Source organism: Pseudomonas sp. TE3899, from assembly GCF_056279105.1.
On record NZ_JBWBQR010000001.1, the window covers coordinates 2,278,891 to 2,304,285 of the forward strand.

Below are 25,395 nucleotides of genomic sequence, written 5' to 3' on the forward strand. Positions count from 1 at the left end.
GCATCCGTCCCCACGAGAAATCACCATGGACGCCCTCTCGCAAACCCTGCGTGTGGTCCACCTGGTTGGCGCGATTTTCATCAATGCCCGGTTCACCGCGCCCTGGTGCTATCAGTCGCCGAGTGCCGATACCGCCGCCCCGTTTCTGGAGCCCGGCGCCGAGCGGGTGGTGATCTTCCATCTGATTACCGAAGGCGAGTGTTACGTCGAGTTGGGCAATGATCCGCCGCTGCTGCTGAACGCCGGCGACGTGGTGGTGTTCCCCCAGGGCGATGCCCATCGCATGTGCTCGACGCCGGGCATTCGACCGGCCAGCGGTGCGCGGCTGGACGTGGTGCTGGCGCGGCGTCCGCGGCAATTGAGCTATGGCGGTGGCGGCGCGGTCACGCGTCTGGTCTGCGGTTACCTGGCGTGCGATACGCGGTTGGCGGGCATGCTGCTGACGGGGTTGCCGGCGGTGATCCGGGTCAATGTGCGCGGTTCGAATGCCGGGATGTGGCTCGAATCATCGGTGCGCTACGCCCTGGCCGAAGCGCGATCGCCAAGGCCTGGCGGCGAAGGCGTGCTGGCGAAACTGGCCGAGGTGCTGTTTATCGAGGTGTTGCGCCTGTACATGAACGAACACGCCGAAGGTCGCACCGGTTGGCTGGCGGGCGTCGGCGATCGGATTGTCGGCGGCGCCCTCAACGCCCTGCACAAGAACCCCGGTCATTGCTGGACCCTGGAAGAACTGGCGCGCACCGCCTGCACCTCAAGATCGGTCCTCGCCGAGCGTTTCCAGCAATTGGTCGGCAGCTCGCCGATGCAGTACCTGACTCAATGGCGGATGTTGCTGGCCGCCAACCTGTTACGCCGCAGCAACACCTCATTGGCGCGGATTGCCGAGGAAGTGGGTTATCAGACCGACACCGCGTTCAGCCGCGCCTTTCGCCGCGAGTTCGGGGCACCGCCAGCGGCATGGCGACGCCATCAGGCCGAGGTGGATGCAAAACCCGGGATTGCCTGTCCGCCCTGAAATCGGCTCTTATGGCGCACCCTCTACGAAAGGATTCACTCATGCCCCGCCTGGACTGGCTCGCCCATCACCCGCACCACAGCGATACCTTCGCCGGGTGGATTCATCGCCAATTCCATTACGAATACGCCTCGCAGCCCCTGGCCGATTGGCAGCGGGAGTTTGCTGACGGTCAAGGCAATGGCAACTGGCAATGCCTGATTGCCCTGGAGGGGGATCAACTGTTGGGCGGTGCCGCGCTGGCCAGGGCCGATCTGGCCCATCGACCGGATCTGGGGCCGTGGCTGGCGTGTGTCTTCGTCGACCCGGACGCCCGGGGCCAAGGCCTGGCGGAACGCTTGATCGAAGGGATTTGCGCTGAGGCGAAAGCCAAGGGTGTGGCGCGAATGTACCTGCACACCCAGGACAAGCACGACTACTACGCCAAACGTGGCTGGACGCTGCTGGAGAATTTCCAGGCCTGGGACCAACAACAATGGCTCATGGTGCGAGACCTGTGAGCCATTGAGTTAACGCATCACGCCGCGGGCGCCTTGGCCTCTTGCAGCAACTGCTGGATCATCTGTTCCTGAGTGTCATAGCGACCCTCGCCAAAGTGGGTGTAACGCACCTGGCCCTTGGCGTCGATCAGGTAGTGGGCGGGCCAGTACTGGTTGTCGAAGTTGCGCCAGATCGCGTAGTTGTTGTCGATGGCCACCGGGTAGGTGATGCCGAGTTTCTTCACCTGATCCTTGACGTTATCGATGATGCGTTCAAAGCCGTATTCCGGGGTGTGCACGCCGATCACCACCAGGCCGTCCTTCTCGTATTTCTTCGCCCAGTCCTTCACGTACGGCAAGGTGTGCTGGCAGTTGATGCAGTCGTAGGTCCAGAAGTCGATCAGCACCACTTTGCCTTTCAGCGATTCGCTGGTCAGGGCCGGCGAGTTCAGCCACTCCACCGCGCCGTTGAGCGAGGGCATGGCGCCTTTGGCGTTGTCCATGGAGGTGTCGGCCTTGACCTTGCTCACGAAGTAGTCGACCACTTTTGGCACGGTTTCCAGCACGCCTTTCTCAAGGCTGCTGACGCCTTCGGACGAGGTGCCGGCCAGCAGGGTTTTGTCGGCGCCAGTGGAGATCACAGCGGCCGCCGCCAGCACGGCAACACCTGCGCCACGGCGCAACCAGCCGGTAACCGGGATCGACGCTTTCAAGCGATTGACCAAGCCGCGACCGGCGAAGATCAAGGTTCCCAGGGACAATGCGCTGCCCAGGCCGTAAGCCACCAGCAATAGACTGGTCTGCGCATTGGCACCTTGCAGCATGGCGCCAGTGAGGATCACGCCGAGGATCGGCCCGGCGCATGGCGCCCAGAGCAAACCGGTGGCCACGCCAATCATCAACGAGCTGAGCGGGCCGGACATTTTGCGGGTATTCGGGTCGAGGCGATTGCCCAGCAACACGAACGGCCGCGCCAGCCAGCCGCCGATGCGGGCGGAAATCAGCGACAGGGCAAACAGCACCATCACGAACAGCGCCACATGGCGACCGGTGTTGTTGGCCTGCACCACCCATTCGCTGCTGACCACGGCCAGGCTGGAGATCAGGGCGAAGGTCAGGACCATGCCGCCGAGGGTCAGCAGGATTGAAGAGCGGCTGCGCTCGACGCCGGCAAACAGGAACGGCACGACCGGCAGGATGCAGGGGCTGAGGACGGTCAAAATGCCGCCCAGGAATGCGATGAGAAACATGGGGGAATTCCTGAAAAGGTGATAAACGAAAACCACACGATCCCTGTAGGAGCGAAGCTTGCTCGCGAAAGCGGTGTGTCAGGCGACATTGATGCTGGATGTGCCGGCCTCTTCGCGAGCAAGCTTCGCTCCTACAGGGGGTTGGGGCGCACGGGGATCCGCAGTCAAACCGTCTGGCGCTCCAGCCACTGCCCCTGGGTGGTCCGGCTGGCGCCGTTCTCCGCCAGCACCGCAGCGCCGTTCTCCAGGGGAGTCAGTTGAAAACAAGTGGCACTGCCACAGGCGTTCTTCTCAACCGCCGCATTGGCATGGGCTGCGGCGCCGGCGACGGAGAAGGCAACAGCGGTCAAGTAACGAGTCACGTTGTTCATGAAGGTCTTCCTGTTTCAAAGTGGGATTGAGCGAGCGGCTCAGTTACCGTCGTGGCAGTCATCGGAAAACTTGCTGTAGTCCAGCGCCTGGGTCTTGCCCTGGGAATCGAGGTAGGTCAGACGGGCATTCACAATCCCGCAGGAAGGTGCGGCGTCCTGTGTCATCGACACGACTTTCTGGATGTCCAGATGGGTGCCGTAGGTGTAGGTTTTCGGGGTCACATCGGCTTCGGCGCGGGCCGACAAGGTGCAGATGTTCAGGGCGGCAAACAGGCAAGCGGCGTAAATGGCTTTGGTGTTCATGGCGGTGTCCTCAAGGCTTCAATGTTGGGTGGTTCGAGGCGGGTTGGTGTGCCTCGATGGAACCTATTAGAAGCCTGCGAGGTATCCCGTCTGTGTCGGGAAAACCCCTGAGTCACTCGTTACGTATCAAAGCCGCCGCCGGATACACAGCGATACAAAACCCCGAAAAAATCGGTTTTTTGCGTCTGCGTGTATCCGTCGACAGGCCAGATACACTGCAATACAAAGGGCAGCGGGCGAACGGGCCAAGGCTCGATAGACTGCGCGACATCCCCCACTGTTAGAGGTTTGGCCCCATGGAACATGTCGATCACATTCTCATCGTCGACGACGACCGCGAGATTCGGGAGCTGGTCGGCAATTACCTGAAGAAGAATGGCCTGCGCACCACCGTCGTCGCGGATGGCCGGCAGATGCTCTGCCGCGAGTTGCGCGCCGGCAAACACAAGGCCACGCCGGTGCTGATGCTCACCGCCCGCAACGACGAAACCGACCGCATCATCGGCCTGGAGATGGGCGCCGACGATTACCTGGTCAAGCCGTTCGCCGCCCGCGAATTGCTGGCGCGGATCAACGCCGTCCTGCGCCGCACGCGGATGCTGCCGCCGAATCTGGTGGTCACGGAAAGCGGGCGTCTGCTGGCCTTCGGGCGCTGGCGCCTGGACACTTCGGCCCGGCACCTGCTCGACAGCGACGGCACCATGGTCGCCCTCAGCGGTGCGGAATACCGCTTGCTACGGGTGTTTCTCGATCATCCGCAACGGGTGCTCAATCGCGATCAGTTGCTGAACCTGACCCAGGGCCGCGACGCCGATCTGTTCGACCGCTCCATTGATTTGCTGGTGAGCCGTTTGCGTCAGCGCCTGCTCGACGATGCCCGGGAGCCGGCCTATATCAAGACCGTGCGCAGCGAGGGTTATGTGTTTTCCCTTCCGGTCGAAGTCCAGGGAGCGCCCGCATGAATCTCGCCTTGCGCTGGCCGCGCACCCTCGCCTCACGGTTGTCGCTGATCTTTCTGATCGGCCTGATCCTCGCCCAGGCGCTGTCCTTCGGCGCGCAGTATTACGAGCGTTACGAAAGCGCGAAAAACACCATGCTCGGTAACTTGGAGACTGACGTCTCGACCTCCATCGCCATCCTCGACCGCTTGCCGGCCGAAGAACGGGCGGGCTGGTTGAAGCAACTGGAGCGGCGCAATTATCGCTATCTGCTGGACGACGGTTCACCCGGCACGGCCATGCGCGATACGCCCATCGCGGTGACCTCGATCAAAAACGCCATCGGCAAGGATTACCCGATGACCGTGACCGACATCCCCGGCCCGCAGAAACACTTCCAGGTGCACCTGAAACTGGCGGACGGCAGCCCGGTGACCATCGATGTGCGGCCGGCCATGGTGCCATTGTCGCCGTGGCTGCCGATCGTGCTGCTGGGGCAACTGGCGCTGATGCTCGCCTGCACCTGGCTGGCTGTGCGGATTGCGATCCGCCCCCTCACCCGCCTCGCCACGGCGGTGGAAACCCTGGACCCCAACACCCACGCCATGCACCTGGACGAAAAAGGCCCGACTGAAGTCGCCCACGCCGCCATGGCGTTCAATGCCATGCAGGCGCGGATTGCCGCTTATTTGAAAGAACGCATGCAGCTGCTGGCGGCGATTTCCCACGACCTGCAGACCCCGATCACTCGCATGAAACTGCGGGCCGAATTCATGGACGATTCCAGTGAGAAGGACAAACTCTGGAACGATTTGAGCGAGATGGAACACCTGGTGCGCGAAGGCGTGGCCTATGCCCGCAGCATCCACGGCGCCACCGAAGAGAGCCGACGCACCGACCTGGATTCGTTCCTCGACAGCCTGGTGTTCGACTACCAGGACATGGGCAAGGACGTGCAACTGAGCGGCAAAAGCGCCGCCGTGATCGACACCCGCCCCCACGCCCTGCGCCGGGTGCTGGTGAACCTGACCGACAACGCCCTGAAATTCGCCGGGGCTGCGGAGTTGCAGGTCGAAGCAAAAACCGATGGCGGTTTGTCGGTGAAGGTCATGGACCGTGGGCCGGGGATTGCCGAAGAGGAATTGGCCCAGGTGATGGAGCCGTTTTATCGCGTGGAAAACTCGCGTAACCGCAGTACCGGCGGCACCGGGTTAGGACTGGCGATTGCGCAGCAGCTGGCATTGGCGATCGGGGGATCGTTGACCTTGAGCAACCGTGAAGGCGGTGGCCTGTGCGCAGAGCTCAAGTTGCCAGCGTAACCCTCCCAGAATCTGCCACCGACACCGCCCCCTGTAGGAGCGAGGCTTGCCCGCGAAGGCGGCGTGTCAGGCAACATCTTCGTCGACTGACACACCGCCTTCGCGGGCAAGCCTCGCTCCTACAAGGGCTATTGATGATCGTTCCCACGCTCCGCGTGGGAATGCAGCCCGGGACGCTCCGCGTCCCTTCCAGAGCCAAACGCGGAGCGTCCGTTGAGGCATTCCTTTGCTGCGCGTGGGAACGATCAGGCTAATACACCCTCAACCTGCATCTGCCGCAACAACGCCAAACCGTTGTCCATGAACTCGCTCGACCCCGCAGCCCCCGCCTCCACCGCCAGTCCTTCCAGCTGCGCACGCCCGTCCAGCTCGGGAAACTCGCCGATCCGCTGCAACAACCGCCACGCCAGAGGACTCAACTCAGAGAACTTGATGCTCCAGTCTTCTGTCCGCCGAACCAGCAGCAACGTCGGCTGATCCGGCGCCGCACCAGGCTGATAATCCGGCCCCAGCAGCTGCACCGGCCAGGCATACACCAACGGCCAGGCCAGTGGCGAAACCTGCAATGGCCGCTCCAGCAACAACCCCGCGTCGCTCATCGGCAACGGCGCGTCGTCAGACTGTTGCAGCGCCATCTCGACCCACTCGTAATGCGCGAGTTCGACCATGAACGACGGCCAATCCCCGTCGCTCAACCCTGGCGGCTCAGACGCCAGAAACGCGACAAACTCCTGGGCGATCTCGCCAAATTTAGGCGTCTGTGCGCGGTAGTCCCGCAGGAAGATCCGCACCAGCGCCCGCCACTCTTCATTCCCCAGAATCTTTACCAGCACCGGGAAGGTCCCGCTGAGCAACAACGACAGATTGTTGAACACCAGATCCCGATAAACCTGCACTCGCGCAGCGTCCATCCCGGCCGGCAACGCGCAGTGCTCGGGATCGCGCAGGTATCGGGTCAAGGCATCCTGTTGCTGATGCAGCGAAGATTTATCCACGGTTCACCTCCACACCTTGCAAGCGGCGAATGGTCTGCAACTCGGCCACCAGTTCCGAAAACACCGGGAAGTTGAAGTCCCGTTCCAGCAGCGTCGGTCGCGCGCCGAAGCGGGCGTAAGCCTCGGCCAGCAACGACCAGACCACCGGTTTCACCGAGGCACCGTGGGTGTCGATTTTCAAGGTGTCGGACTCATCGAAATGCCCGGCGACGTGCATCGCCACCACGCGCCCGGCATCGATCCCGGCCAGAAACGCCTGCGGATCGAAACCGTGGTTGATCGAGTTCACATACACATTGTTGACGTCCAGCAACAGGTCGCAGTCGGCCTCGCGCAACACGGCGTTGGTGAAGGTCAGTTCGTCCATGTCCTGCCGGGGCGCGGCGTAATAGGAGACGTTTTCCACCGCCAGCCGCCGACCAAGAATGTCCTGGGACTGACGGATCCGCGTGGCGACGTGCTTCACCGCCTCGTCGGTAAACGGCAGTGGAAGCAGGTCATAAAGATGCCCGTCATCGCTGCAATAACTCAGGTGTTCGCTGTACAGCGGCACCTTGTAGTGATCGAGAAACACCCGCACTTCCTGCAAAAATCCGACATCCAGCGGCGCCGACCCACCCAACGACAGGGACAAACCGTGACAGGACAACGGATAACGCTCGGCCAATGCCCGCAACGCCGCGCCATGGGCACCGCCGATGCCGATCCAGTTTTCCGGAGCGACTTCCAGAAAGTCGAAATTGCCGGCCGGGGCAGCCTGGAGGTCTTTCATCAGGCCGCGACGCAGGCCGAGGCCGACGCTGGCCTTCGTTGGTAAATCAGAGGTCCGCATGATGTCGATCCCATTCTGTGTGGATAAATGAGAGTCGAGTTAATCGAAGCGGTGTATCGGGGCTGTGTTCGGTTTTTGCAGAAATCGACAGCGTCTGTATCAGCCGCCGCACCGTACACACTGCGATACACAACACCCACCCACACAAAACCCGTGTACGAGCGAGGCTTGCCCGCGAAGACGGTGTACCAGGCAATATCCTTGTCGGCTGACACACCGCCTTCGCGGGCAAGCCTCGCTCCTACATAGGTTGGCCATGTGGCTTTCGTCGCCCCAAACCTCAGTGCCCGGGGGCGGGACTAAACTTAACCCACGCAGGACGTGGTCAGCGTCCTGTTCATTCCCACGACCACCGCCCAGCGGCGCACGCCTCGACCCACATTGCCTCTGGACCGTGATCCTGCCACAGGAGCACACGTGATGGACGAGGCCAGACTTAACGAATTCATGGGCCAACTGGTCAACGACATGGGCGGCGCGGCGATGCTGGCCAATGTCATTCTCGGCGAAGAGCTTGGCTTGTACCGGGCCATGGCCGACAGCCAGCCGATCAGCCCCGACACCCTCGCCGAAAAGACCGGTTGCCACCCTCGCCTGCTGCGCGAATGGCTCAGCGCCCACGCCGCCTCCGGGTACATGGAGCACCAGGACGGCCAGTTCCGCCTGCCCGAAGAGCAAGCCCTGGCCTTGGCCATTGAAGAGTCGCCGGTGTACATCGCCGGCGGCATCGGCGTGGTCGCGTCGTTTTTCCATGACAAGGACAAGCTGATCAGCGCTTTTCGCGGCAATGGCGCCCTGCCTTGGGGCGATCACCACCCGTGCATGTTCAGCGGCACCGAACGCTTCTTTCGCCCCGGTTACAAGGCGCATCTGGTGGCCGAATGGTTGCCGGCGCTGGAAGGCGTGGTGGCCAAACTGGAGAGCGGTGCCAAAGTGGCGGACATCGGCTGTGGCCATGGCGCCTCCACGGTGATCATGGCCCAGGCGTTCCCGGATTCGCGCTTTGTCGGCTTCGACTACCACGCGCCCTCCGTCACCGTGGCCACCCAGCGCGCCGAGGCCGGCGGGGTGTCCGGGCGGGCGCGGTTCTTCCAGGGCACGGCGAAAAGCTACCCCGGCACCGACTATGACCTGGTGTGCTATTTCGACTGCCTGCACGACATGGGCGACCCGGTGGGGGCGGCACGGCATGCCTACGATTCGCTGAAACCGGACGGCACGGTGCTGCTGGTGGAGCCTTACGCCAACGATTCCCTCGACGACAATGTCACCCCGGTAGGACGCCTGTTCTATGCCGCTTCGACGTTCATCTGCACGCCCAACTCCCTTTCCCAGGAAGTCGGCCTCGGGCTCGGGGCCCAGGCCGGTGAAGCGCGGCTGCGCAAGGTGTTTACCGAGGCCGGGTTCAAGCATTTCCGCCGGGCGACGGAAACGCCGTTCAACCTGATTCTTGAAGCGCGTAAATAATTGTGGGAGCAAGGCTTGCCCGCGATGGCGTTCTTGATATCGCCATCGCGGGCAAGCCTTGCTCCTACAGGGTGATCGGCAAATGCTACCCTGCAAACACTCAAGGCCCTCCCGGAGTGTTGAACATGCTCGACAGCCCCATCCGCGAACAACTCGACCGTCTTCAGCAGTTAATGGCCGACCAGCCGTTCGCGGTCCTGACGGGCGCGGGCATCAGCACCCCGTCAGGCATTCCGGACTACCGCGACAACCAGGGCGTGCGCCGTGGCCGGCAACCGATGATGTATCAGGAATTCCTCGCTGCCCCCGAATCCCGCCGTCGCTACTGGGCCCGGGCGATGCTCGGTTGGCCGCGGGTGCGTCTGGCCAGTCCGAACGCGGCCCATGAAGCATTGGCCAGTTTGCAGAGCTCGCGGCAGATCGGCGGGCTGATCACGCAGAACGTCGACACCCTGCACGACCAGGCCGGCAGCCACGACGTGATCGAACTCCACGGCAGTCTGCACCGGGTGCTGTGCCTGGATTGCGGCCGGCGCAGTGAACGCGATGTCATTCAACAGCTGATGGAAGCACAAAACCCCTACCTCGCGGGCGTCGATGCGGTCCAGGCGCCGGATGGCGATACCCTGCTGGACCCGGCATTTGAAGCACGGTTTCAGGTGCCGTATTGCCCGCATTGTGGCGAGCAGCGGATGAAACCGGACGTGGTGTTTTTTGGCGAGAACGTCGCGCAGGTAACGGCGGCCAAGGCCATGGCGGCGGTTGAGCAAGCGGCGGGGTTGTTGGTGGTGGGGTCGTCGCTGATGGCGTATTCGGCGTTCAGGTTGTGTCGGGCGGTGGTGGATCAGGGGAAACCGTTGATTGCGATCAATCTGGGCAAGACCCGGGCGGATGACATTCTGGATATGAAGATTGAGGGGGCCTGCGAACAACTATTACCCCTGCTGACACAACGCCTAACCCAATGATCGTTCCCACGTTCCGCGTGGGAATGCCGCCGGGGACACTCCGCGTTCCGCTTCCGGATGTGACGCAGAGCGTCACGGGATGCATTCCCACGCGGAGCGTGGGAACGATCACGTGGAGGGCGTGTTCCGCGCTCAGGGCATGAGGCGCTGTGCGAGGTTGGCTTCTTTGAAAATATCAAACAACGCCTGTGCCGCCGCCGACAGTTCATGCCCCGGTTTGGTCAGCACACCAATCGCCCGTTCCACTATCGGGTCGCGCAAGGTGATGCAGTGCGCACCCGACTCCTGCATTTGCTGCTTGCACAACGCTGGCACCGCACTCACGCCCAAGCCACTGGCGACCATCCGCCCGACCGTCGCCAGTTGATGGCTTTCAAACTCTACCGGTAACTTCATGCCCCGGGCCTGCAAGTGTTCTTCGAGCATCACCCGCACCGTGGACGGTCGTTGCAAGGTGATAAACGGTTCCTGCAACAAGGTCTGCCAGTCGATCTCATCCCGTTTCGCCAGCGCCGAGTCATGGGGCACCACCGCGACAAAGCGGTCGATGTACAACGGCGTGAACTCCAGCGACGTGCTATGCGCCGGCTCAAACGAAACCCCAAGCTCGACTTGCCGATCCCGGACCATTTCCAGCACCTGCTCGTTGATCACGTCGTTCACCGTGACGTTGACTTTCGGGTAACGCGCGCGGAAGGTCTTGAGGATCGGCGGCAGCAGGTTGCCGGCAAACGATGGCATCGCCGCCACGGTCACGCGCCCGCGTTGCAGGGTGAAACGCTGGCGCAGTTCGTCTTCGGCGTTGTCCCAATCGGCGATCAACCGGCGGGCCAGCGGCACCAGGGATTCGCCCTCCGGGGTCAGCGCGACGTTGCGCGTGTTGCGGCTGAACAGGCGCCCGCCCAGGCCTTCTTCCAGGGCCTTGATGGTCAGGCTCAGCGCCGATTGCGACAGGTGCAACCGCTCGCAGGCCACGGCAAAGCTCAGGCTCTGGGCCACGGCCAGGAAGGCGCGGATTTGCTTGACGGTCATGCTCGCTTCGCTCCAGTTGTAAGCTGCAGGCTTTAAGCTGCAAGAAGGCTGTAGGAGCATGGCTTGCCCGCGATGGCGTCCTCAAGAATGTCATCGCGAGCACGCTTTGCTCCTACAAGTGTGATTGGTGAGTTTTATCTATCAATCAACCTTAAAAATCAACTTAACAAATGAATCGCCCGGCGCGACACTCATTCCCACTACGGCTAGCCAGCCGCCCATAAAGAATAAAAGAGGTGCATATGGCAGGTTTCGACAAGCGCGTGAGTTCCTACGAGGAAGCCCTTGCAGGTCTTGAAGACGGCATGACCGTGATCGCCGGCGGCTTCGGCCTGTGCGGCATCCCGGAAAACCTCATCGCCGAGATCAAGCGCAAAGGCACCCGCGACCTCACCGTGGTTTCCAACAACTGCGGCGTCGACGGTTTCGGCCTCGGCGTGCTGTTGGTAGACAGGCAGATTCGCAAAGTGGTGGCCTCCTACGTCGGCGAGAACAAACTGTTCGAAGAGCAACTGCTCAGCGGCGCCATCGAAGTCGACCTGACCCCTCAAGGCACCCTCGCCGAAAAAATGCGCGCAGGGGGTGCCGGCATCCCGGCCTTCTTCACCGCCACCGGCGTTGGCACCCCGGTCGCCGAAGGCAAGGAAGTGCGTGAATTCCACGGTCGCAAGTACCTGATGGAAGAGTCCATCACCGGTGACTTCGCCATCGTCAAAGGCTGGAAAGCCGACCACTTCGGCAACGTCATCTATCGCCACACCGCTCAGAACTTCAATCCGCTGGCCGCCACCGCCGGCAAGATCACCGTGGTCGAAGTCGAAGAAATCGTTGAACCCGGCGAGCTGGACCCGTCGCAGATCCACACCCCTGGCATCTACGTCGACCGGATCATTTGCGGCACGTTCGAGAAGCGCATCGAACAGCGCACCGTGCGTAAGTGATCCCCTGCCCCCGGACCGAATGAAGGAATAACAACAATGGCACTTTCCCGCGAACAAATGGCTCAACGCGTCGCCCGCGAAATGCAGGACGGCTACTACGTGAACCTGGGCATCGGCATCCCGACCCTGGTTGCCAACTACATCCCCGAAGGCATGGAAGTCATGCTGCAGTCGGAAAACGGCCTGCTGGGCATGGGACCGTTTCCTACGGAAGACACCATCGATGCCGACATGATCAACGCCGGCAAGCAAACCGTGACCGCGCGGATCGGCGCGTCGATTTTTTCCTCGGCCGAATCATTCGCGATGATCCGTGGCGGTCACGTCGACCTGACCGTGCTCGGCGCCTTTGAAGTGGACGTCGAGGGCAACATCGCCTCGTGGATGATCCCCGGAAAACTGGTCAAGGGCATGGGCGGCGCCATGGACCTCGTGGCGGGCGCAGACAACATCATCGTGATCATGACCCACGCGTCGAAGGACGGTGAGTCCAAGCTTCTGTCCAAATGCAGCCTGCCGCTGACCGGCGCCGGGTGCATCAAGCGTGTGCTGACCGACCTCGCCTACCTCGAAATCAAGGACGGCGCGTTCATTCTCAAAGAACGCGCGCCGGGAGTGAGCGTCGAAGAAATTGTCGCCAAGACCGCCGGCAAGCTGATCGTGCCGGACCATGTGCCGGAAATGCAGTTCGCTGCCCAGTGAGGAATCATTCCATGCAAGACGTCGTTATTGTTGCCGCCACCCGTACTGCCATTGGCAGTTTCCAGGGTGCGTTGGCCGGTGTGTCCGCCGTTGACCTGGGCGCTGCGGTGATCCGTCAGTTGCTGGCACAAACCGGGCTCGACCCGGCGCAGGTCGATGAAGTGATCATGGGCCAGGTGCTCACCGCCGGCGCCGGGCAGAACCCTGCGCGCCAGTCGGCGATCAAGGCTGGCCTGCCGTTCACCGTGCCGGCCATGACCCTGAACAAAGTCTGCGGTTCGGGCCTCAAGGCCCTGCACCTGGCGACCCAGGCGATTCGCTGCGGCGATGCCGACGTGATCATCGCCGGCGGCCAGGAAAACATGAGCCTGTCCAACTACGTGATGCCCGGCGCGCGCACCGGTTTGCGCATGGGTCACGCGCAAATCGTCGACACCATGATCAGCGATGGCCTGTGGGATGCGTTCAACGATTACCACATGGGCATCACTGCCGAGAACCTGGCCGAGAAGTACAGCCTGACGCGCGAGCAGCAAGATGCGTTCGCCGCCGCCTCGCAGCAGAAAGCCACCGCCGCCATCGAAGCCGGGCGTTTTGTCGATGAGATCACGCCGATCCTGATCCCGCAGCGCAAAGGCGATCCACTGTCCTTCGCCACCGACGAACAACCACGGGCCGGCACCACCGCCGAGTCCTTGGGCAAACTGAAACCGGCCTTCAAGAAGGACGGTTCGGTGACTGCCGGTAACGCCTCGTCGCTGAACGACGGCGCGGCTGCGGTGATCCTGATGAGCGCCGAAAAAGCCAAGGCCCTGGGCCTGCCGGTTTTGGCGACCATCGCTGCGTACGCCAACGCGGGCGTCGACCCGGCGATCATGGGCATCGGCCCGGTATCCGCCACTCGCCGCTGCCTGAACAAGGCCGGCTGGTCCATCGACCAACTGGACCTGATCGAAGCCAACGAAGCCTTCGCCGCGCAATCCCTGGCCGTGGCCAAGGACCTGGAATGGGACCTGGACAAGGTCAACGTCAACGGCGGCGCCATTGCCCTGGGCCATCCGATCGGTGCCTCGGGTTGCCGGGTGCTGGTGACCTTGCTGCATGAAATGATCAAGCGCGACGCCAAGAAAGGCCTCGCCACCCTGTGCATCGGTGGTGGTCAAGGCGTGGCACTGGCGATCGAACGGGCTTAACCCCACACGATCGTTCCCACGCTCTGCGTGGGAACGATCACAGACAGCGCGGGGCCCCACGATTGTGGCGAGGGGGCTTGCCCCCGTTGGAGTGCGCAGCGCTCCCAAAATTCTTCGACAACAGCTGATATTTTTGGGGTTGCTACGCATCCCAACGGGGGCAAGCCCCCTCGCCACAAGAGCCTAACTCCTACAACAACACCGTTAGCCAAACTTCACCAGATTCAACGTCGGCAGCGGCCCGCCCGGGAACTGCGCCAACCGCGCGCCAACACTCAACGCGCCAAGATCAACGGCAAAAAATCCCAATTGCTCGATCAGCGCGCTGACCTGCCCTTTCGCCTCGGCATCATCACCCGAAAGAAACAGCACGCGCTTGCCCCCCTCCGCCGCCGGATCACTCTCCAGCAACCGCGCCGCCAGGTGATTGAACGCCTTCACCACCCGCGCGCCCGGCACCCATTCGGCGAACACTTCGCTGGAGGTACGGCCCTGCAAATCCACCGCTTTGAACGCGGGCGCCTCAATCGAATTGTTGGCATCAAGGACGATCCGCCCGGCGAAATCCGGCAGCCCCGCCAACGCCGTGGGCAATTTCGACCAGTTGACCGCCACCAGCACAATGTCCTGCGCCGCGGCTTCTTCACGGGTGCCGGCACGGGCGGTCGGCCCGAGTTCGTCCACCAGCGCCGTCAGGGTTTGCGGCCCACGGCTGTTGGCGATGACCAATTCAATCCCTTGACGGGACAGGGCCCGGGCGAAGGCTGAGCCGATGGCGCCGGCGCCGATGATTCCGATAGTGCTCATGGTTATTCACTCCAAGTGGGTTGTGGTTGAAGTGAATACTGCGCTTGCCATTAGGTCCTGATTAGCCGGTAATGATTTGAATGATCTTCAAGCATTGCTATCAGGTGCCCGCCATGGAAACCCTCGCCAATCTCGAATCCTTTGTCCGCAGCGCCGAAACCGGCAGCTTTTCCGCCGCCGCGCGATTACTGGCGCTGACGCCGGCTGCGGTCAGTCGCAACGTGGCAATGCTGGAGCGCAACCTCGGTGTGCGGCTGTTCCAGCGCTCGACGCGCAAGCTGTCCCTGACCGAGGCAGGGGAAAGATTTCTGGCGAGTATCAGCAGCAATTTGCAGGGCTTGCAGGCGGCGATCAGTGCCGTGAGCAGTGATCGCGGCGAGCCGGCGGGTGTGCTCAAGGTCAGCCTGGCGCCGACGTTTGGCATCGGTCATGTGCTGCCGTTGCTGCCGGCGTTCCTGGCGCGTTATCCGTTGATCCGGCCGGAGTGGCACTTCGAAAATCGCCAGGTGGATTTGATTGCCGAAGGGTATGACGCGGCCATCGGTGGTGGTTTCGAATTGACGCCGGGGATCATCGCCCGGACGTTGGCGGCGGCCGATATCGTCGCCGTCGCGTCACCGGCCTATCTGGCCGGACGCGCCCTGCCCGCCAGCCCGGCGGACTTGCTGGAACACACCGGCATCGTGATGCGCGGCATGCGTACCGGGCGGGTTCGTCAGTGGGTCATGCGCGATAGTGCGGGCCATGAGGCGAGCGCCACGTTGCACGAAAACATCGTGCTCAATGACCCGGCGGCCATGCGCGAGGCGGCCCTGCTCGGCCTGGGCGTGACGCTGCTGGTGCTGCCCGATGTGATCACGCAGCTCCAGCGCGGTGAGCTGGTGCGCCTGCTGCCGGACTGGAAAGCGGATGCGGGGCCGATCTCGCTGTACTACCCGAGCCGCACGTTGATGCCGGCCAAGACCCGGGTGTTTATTGATTTTGTGATGGACGCGTTCGGTGGCTGACCGATCATTCCCACGCTCCGCGTGGGAATGATCTGGGTCAAACCACCAACTGCAAAATCAACCACGCATTCGCCGCACTGATTACCGTAAACAACCCCCACGCCAATACCCGCGTCGGTAACCGGTTCACAAACGGCCCCATCAACTTCCGGTCATTGGTCATGCTGATCAACGGGTACAGCGCAAACGGCAATTGCAGGCTCAGCACCACCTGACTCATCACCAACAACTTGCCAATCGCATTGTCGCCCATCAGCCATACGCCGATGAACGCCGGGATCAGCGCCAGCCCACGGGTGATCAAGCGCCGTTGATAGCAAGGAATCCGCAGGTTCAGGTAACCCTCCATGATCACCTGGCCGGCGATGGTGCCGGTAAAGGTCGAACTCTGCCCCGAGGCCAGCAGCGCGACACCAAACAGCACGCTGGCCAAGGCCCCGCCCACCAGCGGATCAAGCAGGTGATAGGCGTCCTGGATGTCCACCACGTCGCTGTGCCCGGTGCTGTGGAACGCGGCCGCCGCCAGGATCAGGATCGCCGCGTTGACCAGCAGCGCCAGGGCCAGGGAGCCAATGGTGTCGATGCGCGCCAGTTTGACCGCGTCCTGCTTGCTGGCCAGGTCCTTGCCGATCAGCCGGGTTTGTACAATCGAGGTGTGCAGGTACAAGTTATGCGGCATCACCGTGGCCCCGAGAATGCCGATGGCGATGTACAGCGGCGCGGCGTCACCAATGGCCGCCAGCGATGGGGTGAAACCACGGGCGACGTCCGGCCAGTAGGGTTTGATCAGCAGCAGTTCGACAAAAAAACACGCGCCGATGGTGCCGACCAGCACCAGCATGATCGCTTCCAGGCGGCGGAAGCCACGGTTCTGCAAGGCCAGCACCAGCAGCGTGTCGAAGGCAGTCAGGGCGATGCCGAAGGTCAGCGAGCAGCCCAGCAGCAAATGGAACGCCAGGGCGCAGCCGAGCACTTCGGCCAGATCGGTGGCGATGATCGAGATTTCCGCCAGCACCCATTGGGTGCGCGCGGTGCGGGTGCTGTAACGCTCCCGGGACAATTGCGCCAGGTCACGCCCGGTGGCGATGCCCAGCCGCGAACACAGACACTGCACCACCATCCCGGCCAGGCTCGCCAGCAGCACGACAAACAGCAAGCTGTAGCCAAACCGCGAACCGGCCTCGATGGCGGTGGCCCAGTTGCCGGGGTCCATGTAGCCGATCGACACCAGCAAACCGGGGCCGGCAAAACGCAGCAGGCGCTTGAAGAACGAAGCGCCCGGATCGACCGCAACACTGCCAGCCACTTCCGGCGGACAAAACGGCGCCGTGGCGAGTTTGGGCAAAAAACTGAAGTTCACGCAAACATCCCGAAACAATTGGAAAGGCGCAGCTTAGACGGTTCGCACCTTCACAGGCTATACACGCAGCGCCTACTCGGCGCCGTGGCGGCGGAAGAATAGGGGTCACCTGACCCAGTTCAAAGCCGAATTTGGTCATCGCCGAACGGTTAGCCATGGTGTTTTCGTCGAGCAGGTACATCCAGTCATCGAAGTGCACCTGATAGACCTTTTCGTCCACCGGCAGACTGAGTATGTAGCGCCAGTGCAGCGCGTTGCCGGCCACTTCACCGCTGGATTCGCCGACCACATCGCCCGCCGTACCGCGCCAATGGCCAGGACCGTCCGGGTGCAGGGACCAGACCCGCGTCTGTTTCGTACCGTCGCTGTAGGTGAAGGCCTCGTGCATGATCAGATTGGGCCCATCCATGCGGCTGTCGATCAGCACATGAAAACGCTTGACCACCTCCCCCGAACGCTTCTGGAACATCCCCCAACCGTCTACCCGACCGACAAAGAACCCCGGCAAATCGAGCTTGGGGTTTTGCTCGCTGTAGCGCTGCACATCGACGCCGCCGCAACCGGCCAGACACACGAACAACACCAGCAACAACTTCTTCAGCATGACGACGTCCTCAAGGCTTGGCGGTACCCAATAATTGCTCGCGCAACTCGGGATTACGGGTGCGCGGGTCGAGCCAGATGTCGAAGAAAGCGCGGGCGAATTGCGGGTCTTTCACTTCGTGCTGCAGGTGCTGGCCGACAAAAAACCGCGCGCCCTGCCCCGGCAAATACACCCCGGTGATGCGGGTGCCGGCCTGGACGTCGACGAACGACTGTTGCATCTGTGTCTGCCAGCCGGCCAGTTGCTCGGCGCTGACCGAGGCGCCGGACAAGCGCTTGATCTCATCGACGCTGGCCTTCACCAGATCGTCTCGGGAAATGCTGCGCTGGTAGATCAGCTCCAGGGCAAACGGCTGATCCGTCGCCATGGGCCGCACGGCACTCCAGAGTCGCGCGTTGTAGACATCAAAACCGAACACCCGAAACTCCCCGGCGCCCACGATCTGCGCGCCGGGCAGCGCATCTTGCCAATTGGCCACCGCGTGGCTGCCGAGCACAACGAGTAGCCAGAGGCAGTGACGAAAGCGTGATCGTGATCTGTTCATGGCGGCTCGGTAAGCGCTGAAGACTTCCTTAAAACTTATACGCAAAAGTCTTTTCTGTACAATTTTTAAAGGCGATGGTTTTGTATACAAAATCTGGACATCCCTAGAGCAATCCGTCGTCTGCAATGCTAACGTGGCCGCCTCACACAGGTCGGAGGTGCGTGCGTGCTGCTGCTCAAGTTGCTGGTGATTCCCGGGTTTCTGCTGCTGATTTCCCTGGCGGGCAAACGTTGGGGGCCGAGCGTGGCCGGGTGGTTGTCGGGGCTGCCGGTGGTGGTCGGGCCGATTCTGTTTTTCCTCGCCATCGAGCAGGGCCAGGTGTTCGCCGCTCAAGCCGCGACCGCTGCCTTGTCCGCGATGTTTGCCATGATCGCCTTCTGCGTGACCTATGCCCAAGTGGCGCAACGGGCCGCGTGGCCGTGGGCGCTGGCGATTTCCATGTTGGTGTGGGCAACGGTGGCTGTCGTGCTCTCGCTGATCCCGCCGTCCCTGATCTTCTCGGTGATCGCCGCCGCCACCGCGCTGCTGGCCGCGCCTTACCTGTTTCCGTCGGTGCAGCCGATTGTTTCAGGCCCCAAGCCCAAGTCCGACAAGCTGCTGCTGCGCATGGTGGCCGGCGCGCTGCTGACCCTGGCCGTCACGCTGCTGGCCAGTACGGTGGGCGAGCGCTGGAGCGGCTTGCTGGCGGTGTTCCCGGTATTGGGCAGCGTGATGGCGGTGTTCTCCCAGCAAACCCGTGGCTCGGCGTTTACCGCTGCCCTGTTGCGCGCCACCGCCACCGGGATGTACTCGTTCGCTGCGTTCTGCCTGGTGCTGGCGCTGACGTTGCCAAGCCTGGGCCTGCCGGCGTTTGCCCTGGGTGTGGGGGTATCCGTGGGTATGCTCGGGGTGACTCGGCGTTTGCTGGCGAAACCGGCAGTGACAACCCGTTCGCGGGTGGCGAACGAGTAGGCCAGAAACTGCCTACCCGTCAGCGCAGGACGTACACCGGGCTGGATGCGACCCGACCGCCATGGGATGATCGCCCCCTAGCGCGACCATCCCTGGAGAGTTTCTATGTCATTGTTCCGTAAAAAAGCCGTTGTCCTGTTGCTGACGGCGGCTGCCAGCCTGGGGGCCATGAATGTGTATGCCGCCAAGGCCACCGCCAGCGACGCCGCGCCCATCAAAGTCTCGTTGCTCAGCGGCAAATTCAAATTCACCCTGCCCAAGGGCTTCGTCGCCAACCCGCTGCCGCCCGGCGCGACCGGTGCAACCGGCACCATGTACGCCAACGAGACCACCAAGACCGTGGTGATCGCGGCTGAAAACAACCTGGCACCGGGCGTCAACGTTAAGGACAACGACAGCGAGTTCCTCGACAGCACCGCCGCCGATTTCGACGCCGCTGAACACAAGGCCCTGCCGGACTTCACCAAGCTCAGCGAAAAAAGCCTGACGATGAAAGGCACCGGGTTGGGCATGCGGCAGATCGACAGCACCGCCACCCAGGGCGGCGGCAAGACCCTCAACACCACGCTGATGGCCGGCTCCGGCAACCGGATGACGGTGATTCAGATCATCTCGCGCCCAACCGACAAGGCGGGTCACGACACGTTGGTCAAGCAGATCACCGGCAAGTAAATCCGCGGGATTCAGGGGTTGAGGCGCAGCAACCAGGCGTTCAAGTCCTGGATCTCGGCGGCGCTGATGCTGTGGCCCAGACCTGCGTAGGTATGAAATTCAGGCTTGAGTGACAGCTTCTGCAACAGGCTGTTGGCCGCCGTGCCGTCAACCAACGGCAAGCGTTTGTCCTCGGTGCCATGACCGATGAAAATCGCCAGTGACTGGCGTTTTTCATCCGGTTTCAGCTCAGCCTTGAGCACCGGCAATATCCGCCCGCTCAACGCCGCAATCCCGCCCACCGCCTCGGGATGACGCAACGCCACCTCATAGGACATGATCGCGCCCTGGCTGAACCCCACCAGGAACACCTTGTTGGCGTCGGTGTGATATTTCTTCGCTGCCTGGGCGATGAAATCCAGCAACACCTTGCTGCTGGTCTTCAGATCATCGGTCTCACCGTTGTAGGCGCCTTCGCCTTTCTTGCGAAACCACTGATAACTCTCGGCATCCAGAGCCACCGGCGCCTGCACCGACAGGTAGCTGTATTGCGCCGGCAATTCGTCCTTGATCCCGAACAGATCTCGCTCGTTACTGCCATAGCCGTGGAGAAAAATCACCAGCGGTTGATCGCGGGACTCAGGGTTGGCCTGTTCCAGATACTTGAGCGGCAGGTCGGTGTGCAGCGGGGTTTGAGCGTGGACCGTGGCGGATGCCAGGCACATGAGCAGAGCGAAAAACTTCAGCATATTTCTTCCTTTACAGGGCGCAGGATTCGGGGGGTACCCTAACATTGCCGAGGTTTTTGGTGTGGTTGAGGCCGCCTTCGCGGGCAAGCCTCGCTCCTACAGGTACGGTGGTGCTTTTGTAGGAGCGAGGCTTGCCCGCGAAGAGGCCGTCACAGGCAACAAATAATCCCGATCAATCGTTCGTCAACTTCCCAACCCGAAACGCCTCGCGCCCCGCGACTTTCGCCTGCCACGTCCCCGGCTGGGTGTAGCGTCCACGATCAATCGCAAATAACACGCCGCTGGTCCCGGCGCGCACGGTCGTGACACGGTCACTCAACGGATCGACCACTTCAAACAGCGCATCGCCCTGCTCCACCCATTCGCCCGCCTCGCGCAGAAAGCTGACCACGCCATGGTGCGGGGCGAACAGGTATTCGGTGCCGGCGAACGGCATGCCTTCGCAGCATTCGCTCGGTGCCGCTGGCCAGTCACCGTTGATGAAACCCTGTTCGGCGAGAAAGCCCAGAATCGCCTCGCAATTGGCCTGGGCCTGATCGACCCGGGTGTCGCCCATGCTGCCCAGCTCCACGGTGGTGGCCAGGTTCGCCAGTGGAATCGCCGCCTCGGGGAAGGCCTGCGCCAGACGCAACCACGGCGTCGAGCAAGACTCGTCGAACGAACTGCCGCCGGAGTCTTCACTCAACAATCCCACGCCCGCCTTCAAGCGTGCGGCCAGGGATTGCCACTGTGGCCACTGTTGCGGCAAGGCGTAAATGTGAATCGCCGCGTCGAAGTCGCAATGCAAATCCAGGGTGACATCGGCATCACAGGCATGGCGCAACAGCACGCGGTGCATGGCTTCCAGTTGCGATGCCGGCGCCGGCAGAGCGTCGAATACCTGGCCCATCGCCTGGCGAATCAGCGTGATGTTGGCCTCGGCATCGTCGCCCAATTGAGCACCGATCAACGCGGCGACCGGCGCGCTCAGTTCGACGAACGAGCGGTTGAAGTTCTTGCCGCTGCCGAGTTCGAAACGGCCCATGTGCGCGCCTTGCAGGTGCTGGTCGAGGCCGATCGGGTTGGCCACCGGCACCAATTCGATAACACCTTGCAACTGGCCTTGGGCTTCGAGTTCGGTCAGGCGTTTTTTCAGTTCCCAGGCGGTGCGCATGCCCGGCAGTTCATCGGCGTGCAGGCTGGCCTGGATGTACACCTTGCGCGCGCCGTCGCCAAAACGAAACACGCTGAGGCTGCGTTCGGTGCCCAAATGGCTCCACGGCAGAGGGTGGTCGATGCGTTGCATATAAGGGTCCTGTCGATGCCGATGCGTAGGGAAATGTGTTCGCAGAGTAGATCATGAGACACAAAAAAAATGGCCACCGCGTTAACGGTAGCCACTTTTTTGAACGGCTGGATTATTCGCCGTAAACGTCAAAGGCGAAGTACTTGTCCTGCACTTGCTTGTACTTGCCGTTGGCGCGGATCTCGGTGATGGCGGTGTTGAATTGGTCCGCCAGCGCTTTGTCACCCTTGCGCACGGCGATGCCGGCGCCGCCGCCGAAGTACTTGGCGTCTTCGTAGGTCGGGCCTACGAATTCGAAGCCTTTGCCGGCGTCGGTTTTCAGGAAACCGTCGCTCAGGTTGACCGAGTCGGCCAGCATTGCGTCGATACGACCGGAGACCATGTCCAGGTTGGCTTCCTGCTGCGAACCGTAACGCACCAGGTTGATGCCGGCCGGGACCAGCACTTCAGTGGCATAGCGGTCGTGGGTACTGGCACGCAGCACGCCGACTTTTTTGCCCTTGAGTTCGGTCAGCGGGTCTTTGACGCCGGAGCCTTCCTTCATCACGAAGCGCGCCGGGGTGTGGTAGTACTTGATGGTGAAATCGACGTTTTTCTTGCGGTCGTCGGTGATGGTCATGGACGACAGGATCGCGTCGATTTTCTTCACTTTCAGCGCCGGGATCAGGCCGTCGAACTCTTGCTCGACCCACGTGCACTTCACTTTCATCTGCTCGCACAGCGCGTCGCCGATGTCCACGTCGAAACCGGTGAGTTTGCCGTCAGGGGTTTTCATCGAGAATGGCGGGTAACCGGCTTCGATACCGATGCGGATCGGCTTGGCGTCATCGGCCACGGCGGTCAGGGACAACATCGACAGTGCCAGGGCACCGAACATCACTAGCTTCTTCATTTATAACTCCATGTGTGCGGAGGCTTTTATTGGCAGCTTTCGATTGGCAGTTTCGGCAGGTGAAAGCCGAAGTGGCCGGCAGTCTAGAGTGGCTTTCGGCCAGCCAATTGTGTGGATGCGACAAATACTTATAGAAAAGTGGCCGGGCCAATCGGCGGTTTAGAGGTGTGCGCCACGGTAGTGCAAAAACTGTAGGACACGTCCTGCTTTCAGATAAAACCTACGGGGTTCAGGTACTTATCCGACTGAATAGTCGCCATGGAAACAGGCGCAATACCTGACTGGCGACGAAGGCTTTTTTGCGGCACATTGGCGCCACCCGCCTCCCACCAGAGAAACCCGATGCCCGAGTTGAATTTGATCCAGCACCACCCCGCCGAAGGCCCCGGTGCCATTGCCGAATGGGCCCGGTTGCGCGGGATCACGCTGAACGTCTTTCGCGCCGACCTCGGGCAGTTGCCGCCGGTGGGTGCGGGGCCGGTAATCCTGTTGGGTGGGCCTTATGAGTCCAACGCCGGGCCGGCCTGGCTGGAAGATGAGCGTCAGTGGCTGGCGGCCAGTCTCGATCAAGGCGCGGCGGTGTTCGCCATTTGTTTGGGGGCGCAGTTATTGGCGTTGAACCTGGGCGGGAAGGTGCGGCGCATGACCCGGCCTGAAACGGGCTGGACGGCGTTGAGCTTTGCCGATGGCCAGACGTTGAGCGTGCTGGAATGGCACGAAGACGCGATCGATCTGCCGCCAGGTGCGCAATTGCTGGCGAGTAGCGAGGCCTGTGAGCAGCAGATGTATCGGGTCGGGGCGACGCGGGTGGGGCTGCAGTTTCATCCGGAGTGGGATGCTGAATCAGTGATGCTGCTGAACGAGCATTTTGGCGATGAGTCACCATTGCCACGGGGGCAGAATGACAGCGTGGCGCATGGGGCGGTGTTTGAGTGGTTGCAGCAGACGCTGGATCAGTGGTGGGCCGATTCGTTGAACTGATTGTGGCGAGGGGGCTTGCCCCCGTTGGAGTGCGCAGCGCTCCCAAAAAAATCGTCATAACGGCTGCGATTTTTGGGGCTGCTTCGCAACCCGACGGGGGCAAGCCCCCTCGCCACAGCAAGCCCCCTCGCCACAGGGATCAACAGTGTTTGATCGTCAGCATTCGCAACCGATGGGGCCGAGCACTGCTTTAACACTCAATTCAAACCCCTCATCCAGCCACCCCGTCACCCCGCCGATCATCTCCTTGACCGGGTAACCCAGCGCCGCCAGTTTCACCGCGGCCTTGTTGGCGCCGTTGCAGTGCGGCCCGGCGCAATAGACCACGAACACACTGGAGGTGGGATACGCCGACAAGGTCTCGGCGGTCATCAGTCGTCCAGGCATGTTGATCGCCCCCGGCACATGGCCACGCTCAAACGCCAACGGGCCGCGGGTATCGACCAGCACGAAATCCACTTCGCCGGCCTGTTGGCTGCCATACACGTCGGAACAATCGGTTTCGAACGTCAGGCGATTGCTGAAGTGCATCAGGGCAATGGCGGAGGGCGCTGCGGGAATTTGACGAACCAGGCTGGTCATGGGGTGTAGTCCTTAGTCTTGGTGGGTGTAGGCAGACTTTATCTGCCCGCCGCTTGCCGCTACAGTGGCGCACAAGACACCTACCGGGAACTTTCCGCCAAATGCAGCCCAACCCTGGATTAGTCGCGATTCTGGCCTACGACGGCCTCTGCACCTTCGAGTTCGGCATCGCCGTGGAGATCTTCGGCCTGGCCCGGCCGGAGTTCGATTTCCCGTGGTACACCCATCGGATTGTCGCCGTGGATGAAGGCCCGATGCGCGCCATGGGTGGCATTCAGGTACTGGCGGATGGCGGCATGGCGTTGCTGGAACAGGCCCGGACCATCGTCATCCCCGGTTGGCGCGATCGCCAGGCGCCGGTGCCCGAAGCCTTGCTCAGCGCGTTGCGCCAGGCCCATGCCCGGGGCGCGCGATTGCTGTCGATCTGTTCCGGGGTGTTTGTGCTGGCGGCTACCGGTTTGCTGGATGGTCATCGCGCCACCACCCATTGGCGCTATGCCACGGAGCTGGCCGAGCGTTTCCCGAATATCCAGGTGGACCCGGACGTGCTGTATGTCGATTCGGGTCAGTTGATCACCTCAGCCGGCAGCGCGGCCGGCATTGACGCCTGTCTGCACCTGGTGGCGCGGGACTTTGGCACGCAGGTGGCCAACTCGGTGGCGCGGCGGCTGGTGATGTCGCCGCAACGCACGGGCGGTCAGGCGCAGTTTATTCCTACGCCGGTCAGCCCAACGCCTCGCAGCGATTTGTCACGGGTCATGCAGTGGGCGCGGGAGCGTTTGCACGAACCGCTGGAAGTGCGTGACCTGGCCAGCGAGGCGGCGATGAGTGAACGCACCTTCCTGCGTCGCTTCACCGAGGCCAGTGGTCAGTCACCCAAGACCTGGCTGCAGCATCAACGCCTGGCCCGGGCCCGGGAGTTGCTGGAGAGCACGGTCGATAACACCGAGCAGATTGCCGAGCGCTGTGGCTATCGTTCGGTGGAGAGCTTCCGGGTGGCGTTTCGCAGCGTGGTCGGGGTGCCGCCGTCGGTGTATCGGGAGCGGTTTGGGCGGGAGGTGATTTTTTGAGGTGTCCTTGAGGACGCCTTCGCGGGCAAGCCTCGCTCCTACAGGATCACCGCCACCCCGTACGAATGCGTCAACCCAAACACCGCGAACCTGTAGGAGCGAGGCTT

Annotated in this window: 27 protein-coding genes and 1 pseudogene; 14 read left to right on the top strand and 14 right to left on the bottom strand. The window is 62.1% G+C overall.

What is annotated here, in order from left to right:
• Nucleotides 1-25: 25 nt before the first annotated feature.
• Nucleotides 26-1,015 (top strand): AraC family transcriptional regulator, encoded by a 990-nt coding sequence (locus ACZ89E_RS10225; RefSeq protein WP_463260264.1) that lies wholly within the window; start codon nt 26-28, stop codon nt 1,013-1,015.
• A gap of 41 nt (nt 1,016-1,056) precedes the next feature.
• Nucleotides 1,057-1,515, top strand: a complete 459-nt coding sequence (locus ACZ89E_RS10230; RefSeq protein ID WP_476255547.1) for a GNAT family N-acetyltransferase — start codon at nt 1,057-1,059, stop codon at nt 1,513-1,515.
• A 17-nt stretch (nt 1,516-1,532) separates the two neighbouring features.
• On the opposite strand, the gene ACZ89E_RS10235 is transcribed toward ACZ89E_RS10230, so the two are convergent.
• From ACZ89E_RS10235 to ACZ89E_RS10245, 3 genes are all read right to left on the bottom strand, one after another.
• Nucleotides 1,533-2,744 (bottom strand): cytochrome c biogenesis protein DipZ, encoded by a 1,212-nt coding sequence (locus tag ACZ89E_RS10235; protein WP_476255548.1) that lies wholly within the window; start codon nt 2,742-2,744, stop codon nt 1,533-1,535.
• 164 nt (nt 2,745-2,908) lie between these two features.
• Nucleotides 2,909-3,115, bottom strand: coding sequence for a hypothetical protein (locus tag ACZ89E_RS10240; protein ID WP_476255549.1), 207 nt, complete (start codon nt 3,113-3,115; stop codon nt 2,909-2,911).
• Between the two features lie 39 nt (nt 3,116-3,154).
• Nucleotides 3,155-3,418 (bottom strand): DUF2790 domain-containing protein, encoded by a 264-nt coding sequence (locus ACZ89E_RS10245; protein ID WP_476255550.1) that lies wholly within the window; start codon nt 3,416-3,418, stop codon nt 3,155-3,157.
• A 296-nt stretch (nt 3,419-3,714) separates the two neighbouring features.
• Between ACZ89E_RS10245 and ACZ89E_RS10250 the strand changes: the two genes are divergently transcribed.
• Nucleotides 3,715-4,380 (top strand): winged helix-turn-helix domain-containing protein, encoded by a 666-nt coding sequence (locus ACZ89E_RS10250; protein WP_476255551.1) that lies wholly within the window; start codon nt 3,715-3,717, stop codon nt 4,378-4,380.
• Nucleotides 4,377-5,675, top strand: a complete 1,299-nt coding sequence (locus ACZ89E_RS10255) for an ATP-binding protein (protein WP_476255552.1) — start codon at nt 4,377-4,379, stop codon at nt 5,673-5,675. Before ACZ89E_RS10250 ends, ACZ89E_RS10255 begins: the two co-directional genes overlap by 4 nt.
• A 245-nt stretch (nt 5,676-5,920) precedes the next feature.
• Here the strand turns inward: ACZ89E_RS10255 and ACZ89E_RS10260 are convergent, their stop codons facing one another.
• Complete coding sequence (locus tag ACZ89E_RS10260; RefSeq protein ID WP_476255553.1) at nt 5,921-6,670, bottom strand: HvfC family RiPP maturation protein; 750 nt, start codon at nt 6,668-6,670, stop codon at nt 5,921-5,923.
• Nucleotides 6,663-7,502, bottom strand: a complete 840-nt coding sequence (locus ACZ89E_RS10265) for an HvfB family MNIO-type RiPP peptide maturase (RefSeq protein ID WP_476255554.1) — start codon at nt 7,500-7,502, stop codon at nt 6,663-6,665. Before ACZ89E_RS10265 ends, ACZ89E_RS10260 begins: the two co-directional genes overlap by 8 nt.
• Before the next feature lie 420 nt (nt 7,503-7,922).
• On the opposite strand from ACZ89E_RS10265, the gene ACZ89E_RS10270 reads away from it, so the two are divergent.
• Both ACZ89E_RS10270 and ACZ89E_RS10275 read left to right on the top strand, forming a co-directional pair.
• The gene (locus ACZ89E_RS10270; protein ID WP_476255555.1) at nt 7,923-8,969 is read left to right on the top strand and encodes a class I SAM-dependent methyltransferase; all 1,047 of its coding nucleotides are present in this window, start codon (nt 7,923-7,925) and stop codon (nt 8,967-8,969) included.
• A gap of 125 nt (nt 8,970-9,094) precedes the next feature.
• Nucleotides 9,095-9,937, top strand: a complete 843-nt coding sequence (locus ACZ89E_RS10275) for an NAD-dependent protein deacetylase (protein ID WP_476255556.1) — start codon at nt 9,095-9,097, stop codon at nt 9,935-9,937.
• A gap of 132 nt (nt 9,938-10,069) precedes the next feature.
• On the opposite strand, the gene ACZ89E_RS10280 is transcribed toward ACZ89E_RS10275, so the two are convergent.
• A complete protein-coding gene (locus tag ACZ89E_RS10280; protein WP_149658612.1) occupies nt 10,070-10,969 on the bottom strand; it encodes a LysR family transcriptional regulator in 900 nt (299 codons plus the stop codon).
• Nucleotides 10,970-11,211: 242 nt separating this feature from the next.
• Here ACZ89E_RS10280 and ACZ89E_RS10285 point away from each other — a divergent pair, with 242 nt between their 5' ends.
• The 3 genes from ACZ89E_RS10285 to ACZ89E_RS10295 are packed head-to-tail and all read left to right on the top strand — an operon-like array spanning nt 11,212 to nt 13,805.
• Entirely contained in the window at nt 11,212-11,910 is a 699-nt protein-coding gene (locus tag ACZ89E_RS10285; RefSeq protein ID WP_476255557.1) for a CoA transferase subunit A, read from the top strand.
• A 36-nt stretch (nt 11,911-11,946) separates the two neighbouring features.
• Nucleotides 11,947-12,612: a CoA transferase subunit B gene (locus ACZ89E_RS10290; RefSeq protein WP_149658614.1), complete on the top strand. Its 666-nt coding sequence runs from the start codon at nt 11,947-11,949 to the stop codon at nt 12,610-12,612.
• Nucleotides 12,613-12,623: 11 nt separating this feature from the next.
• Nucleotides 12,624-13,805 (top strand): acetyl-CoA C-acetyltransferase, encoded by a 1,182-nt coding sequence (locus tag ACZ89E_RS10295; RefSeq protein WP_476255558.1) that lies wholly within the window; start codon nt 12,624-12,626, stop codon nt 13,803-13,805.
• Between the two features lie 204 nt (nt 13,806-14,009).
• Here ACZ89E_RS10295 and ACZ89E_RS10300 read toward each other — a convergent pair whose 3' ends face one another.
• Nucleotides 14,010-14,612, bottom strand: coding sequence for an NADPH-dependent F420 reductase (locus ACZ89E_RS10300; protein ID WP_149658616.1), 603 nt, complete (start codon nt 14,610-14,612; stop codon nt 14,010-14,012).
• A 113-nt stretch (nt 14,613-14,725) separates the two neighbouring features.
• Between ACZ89E_RS10300 and ACZ89E_RS10305 the strand changes: the two genes are divergently transcribed.
• Entirely contained in the window at nt 14,726-15,619 is an 894-nt protein-coding gene (locus ACZ89E_RS10305; protein ID WP_476257037.1) for a LysR family transcriptional regulator, read from the top strand.
• Nucleotides 15,620-15,656: 37 nt separating this feature from the next.
• Here the strand turns inward: ACZ89E_RS10305 and ACZ89E_RS10310 are convergent, their stop codons facing one another.
• The 3 genes and pseudogenes from ACZ89E_RS10310 to ACZ89E_RS10320 all read right to left on the bottom strand — a co-directional run bounded on the left by ACZ89E_RS10310 (nt 15,657) and on the right by ACZ89E_RS10320 (nt 18,127).
• Entirely contained in the window at nt 15,657-16,979 is a 1,323-nt protein-coding gene (locus ACZ89E_RS10310; RefSeq protein WP_463260251.1) for an Nramp family divalent metal transporter, read from the bottom strand.
• Between the two features lie 72 nt (nt 16,980-17,051).
• Nucleotides 17,052-17,583 (bottom strand): annotated as a pseudogene (locus ACZ89E_RS10315) (DUF3833 domain-containing protein).
• 10 nt (nt 17,584-17,593) lie between these two features.
• Complete coding sequence (locus ACZ89E_RS10320) at nt 17,594-18,127, bottom strand: chalcone isomerase family protein (protein WP_463260249.1); 534 nt, start codon at nt 18,125-18,127, stop codon at nt 17,594-17,596.
• 165 nt (nt 18,128-18,292) lie between these two features.
• On the opposite strand from ACZ89E_RS10320, the gene ACZ89E_RS10325 reads away from it, so the two are divergent.
• Together ACZ89E_RS10325 and ACZ89E_RS10330 are read left to right on the top strand one after the other, a co-directional pair.
• Entirely contained in the window at nt 18,293-19,078 is a 786-nt protein-coding gene (locus ACZ89E_RS10325) for a hypothetical protein (protein WP_476255559.1), read from the top strand.
• A 105-nt stretch (nt 19,079-19,183) separates the two neighbouring features.
• The gene (locus tag ACZ89E_RS10330; RefSeq protein ID WP_476255560.1) at nt 19,184-19,750 is read left to right on the top strand and encodes a DcrB/PsbP domain-containing protein; all 567 of its coding nucleotides are present in this window, start codon (nt 19,184-19,186) and stop codon (nt 19,748-19,750) included.
• An 11-nt stretch (nt 19,751-19,761) separates the two neighbouring features.
• Here the strand turns inward: ACZ89E_RS10330 and ACZ89E_RS10335 are convergent, their stop codons facing one another.
• The 3 genes from ACZ89E_RS10335 to ACZ89E_RS10345 form a co-directional block, all read right to left on the bottom strand.
• Nucleotides 19,762-20,478, bottom strand: a complete 717-nt coding sequence (locus ACZ89E_RS10335; protein WP_476255561.1) for an alpha/beta hydrolase — start codon at nt 20,476-20,478, stop codon at nt 19,762-19,764.
• A 172-nt stretch (nt 20,479-20,650) separates the two neighbouring features.
• Nucleotides 20,651-21,763: a M14 family metallopeptidase gene (locus ACZ89E_RS10340; protein WP_149658624.1), complete on the bottom strand. Its 1,113-nt coding sequence runs from the start codon at nt 21,761-21,763 to the stop codon at nt 20,651-20,653.
• 112 nt (nt 21,764-21,875) lie between these two features.
• Complete coding sequence (locus tag ACZ89E_RS10345) at nt 21,876-22,655, bottom strand: ABC transporter substrate-binding protein (RefSeq protein WP_149658625.1); 780 nt, start codon at nt 22,653-22,655, stop codon at nt 21,876-21,878.
• 342 nt (nt 22,656-22,997) lie between these two features.
• Between ACZ89E_RS10345 and ACZ89E_RS10350 the strand changes: the two genes are divergently transcribed.
• The gene (locus ACZ89E_RS10350) at nt 22,998-23,636 is read left to right on the top strand and encodes a type 1 glutamine amidotransferase (RefSeq protein ID WP_476255562.1); all 639 of its coding nucleotides are present in this window, start codon (nt 22,998-23,000) and stop codon (nt 23,634-23,636) included.
• Between the two features lie 156 nt (nt 23,637-23,792).
• Here the strand turns inward: ACZ89E_RS10350 and ACZ89E_RS10355 are convergent, their stop codons facing one another.
• Nucleotides 23,793-24,218: a rhodanese-like domain-containing protein gene (locus ACZ89E_RS10355; RefSeq protein WP_149658627.1), complete on the bottom strand. Its 426-nt coding sequence runs from the start codon at nt 24,216-24,218 to the stop codon at nt 23,793-23,795.
• Nucleotides 24,219-24,319: 101 nt separating this feature from the next.
• On the opposite strand from ACZ89E_RS10355, the gene ftrA reads away from it, so the two are divergent.
• Nucleotides 24,320-25,288: a transcriptional regulator FtrA gene (gene ftrA, locus ACZ89E_RS10360; RefSeq protein WP_476255563.1), complete on the top strand. Its 969-nt coding sequence runs from the start codon at nt 24,320-24,322 to the stop codon at nt 25,286-25,288.
• The last annotated feature ends 107 nt before the right edge of the window (nt 25,289-25,395 follow it).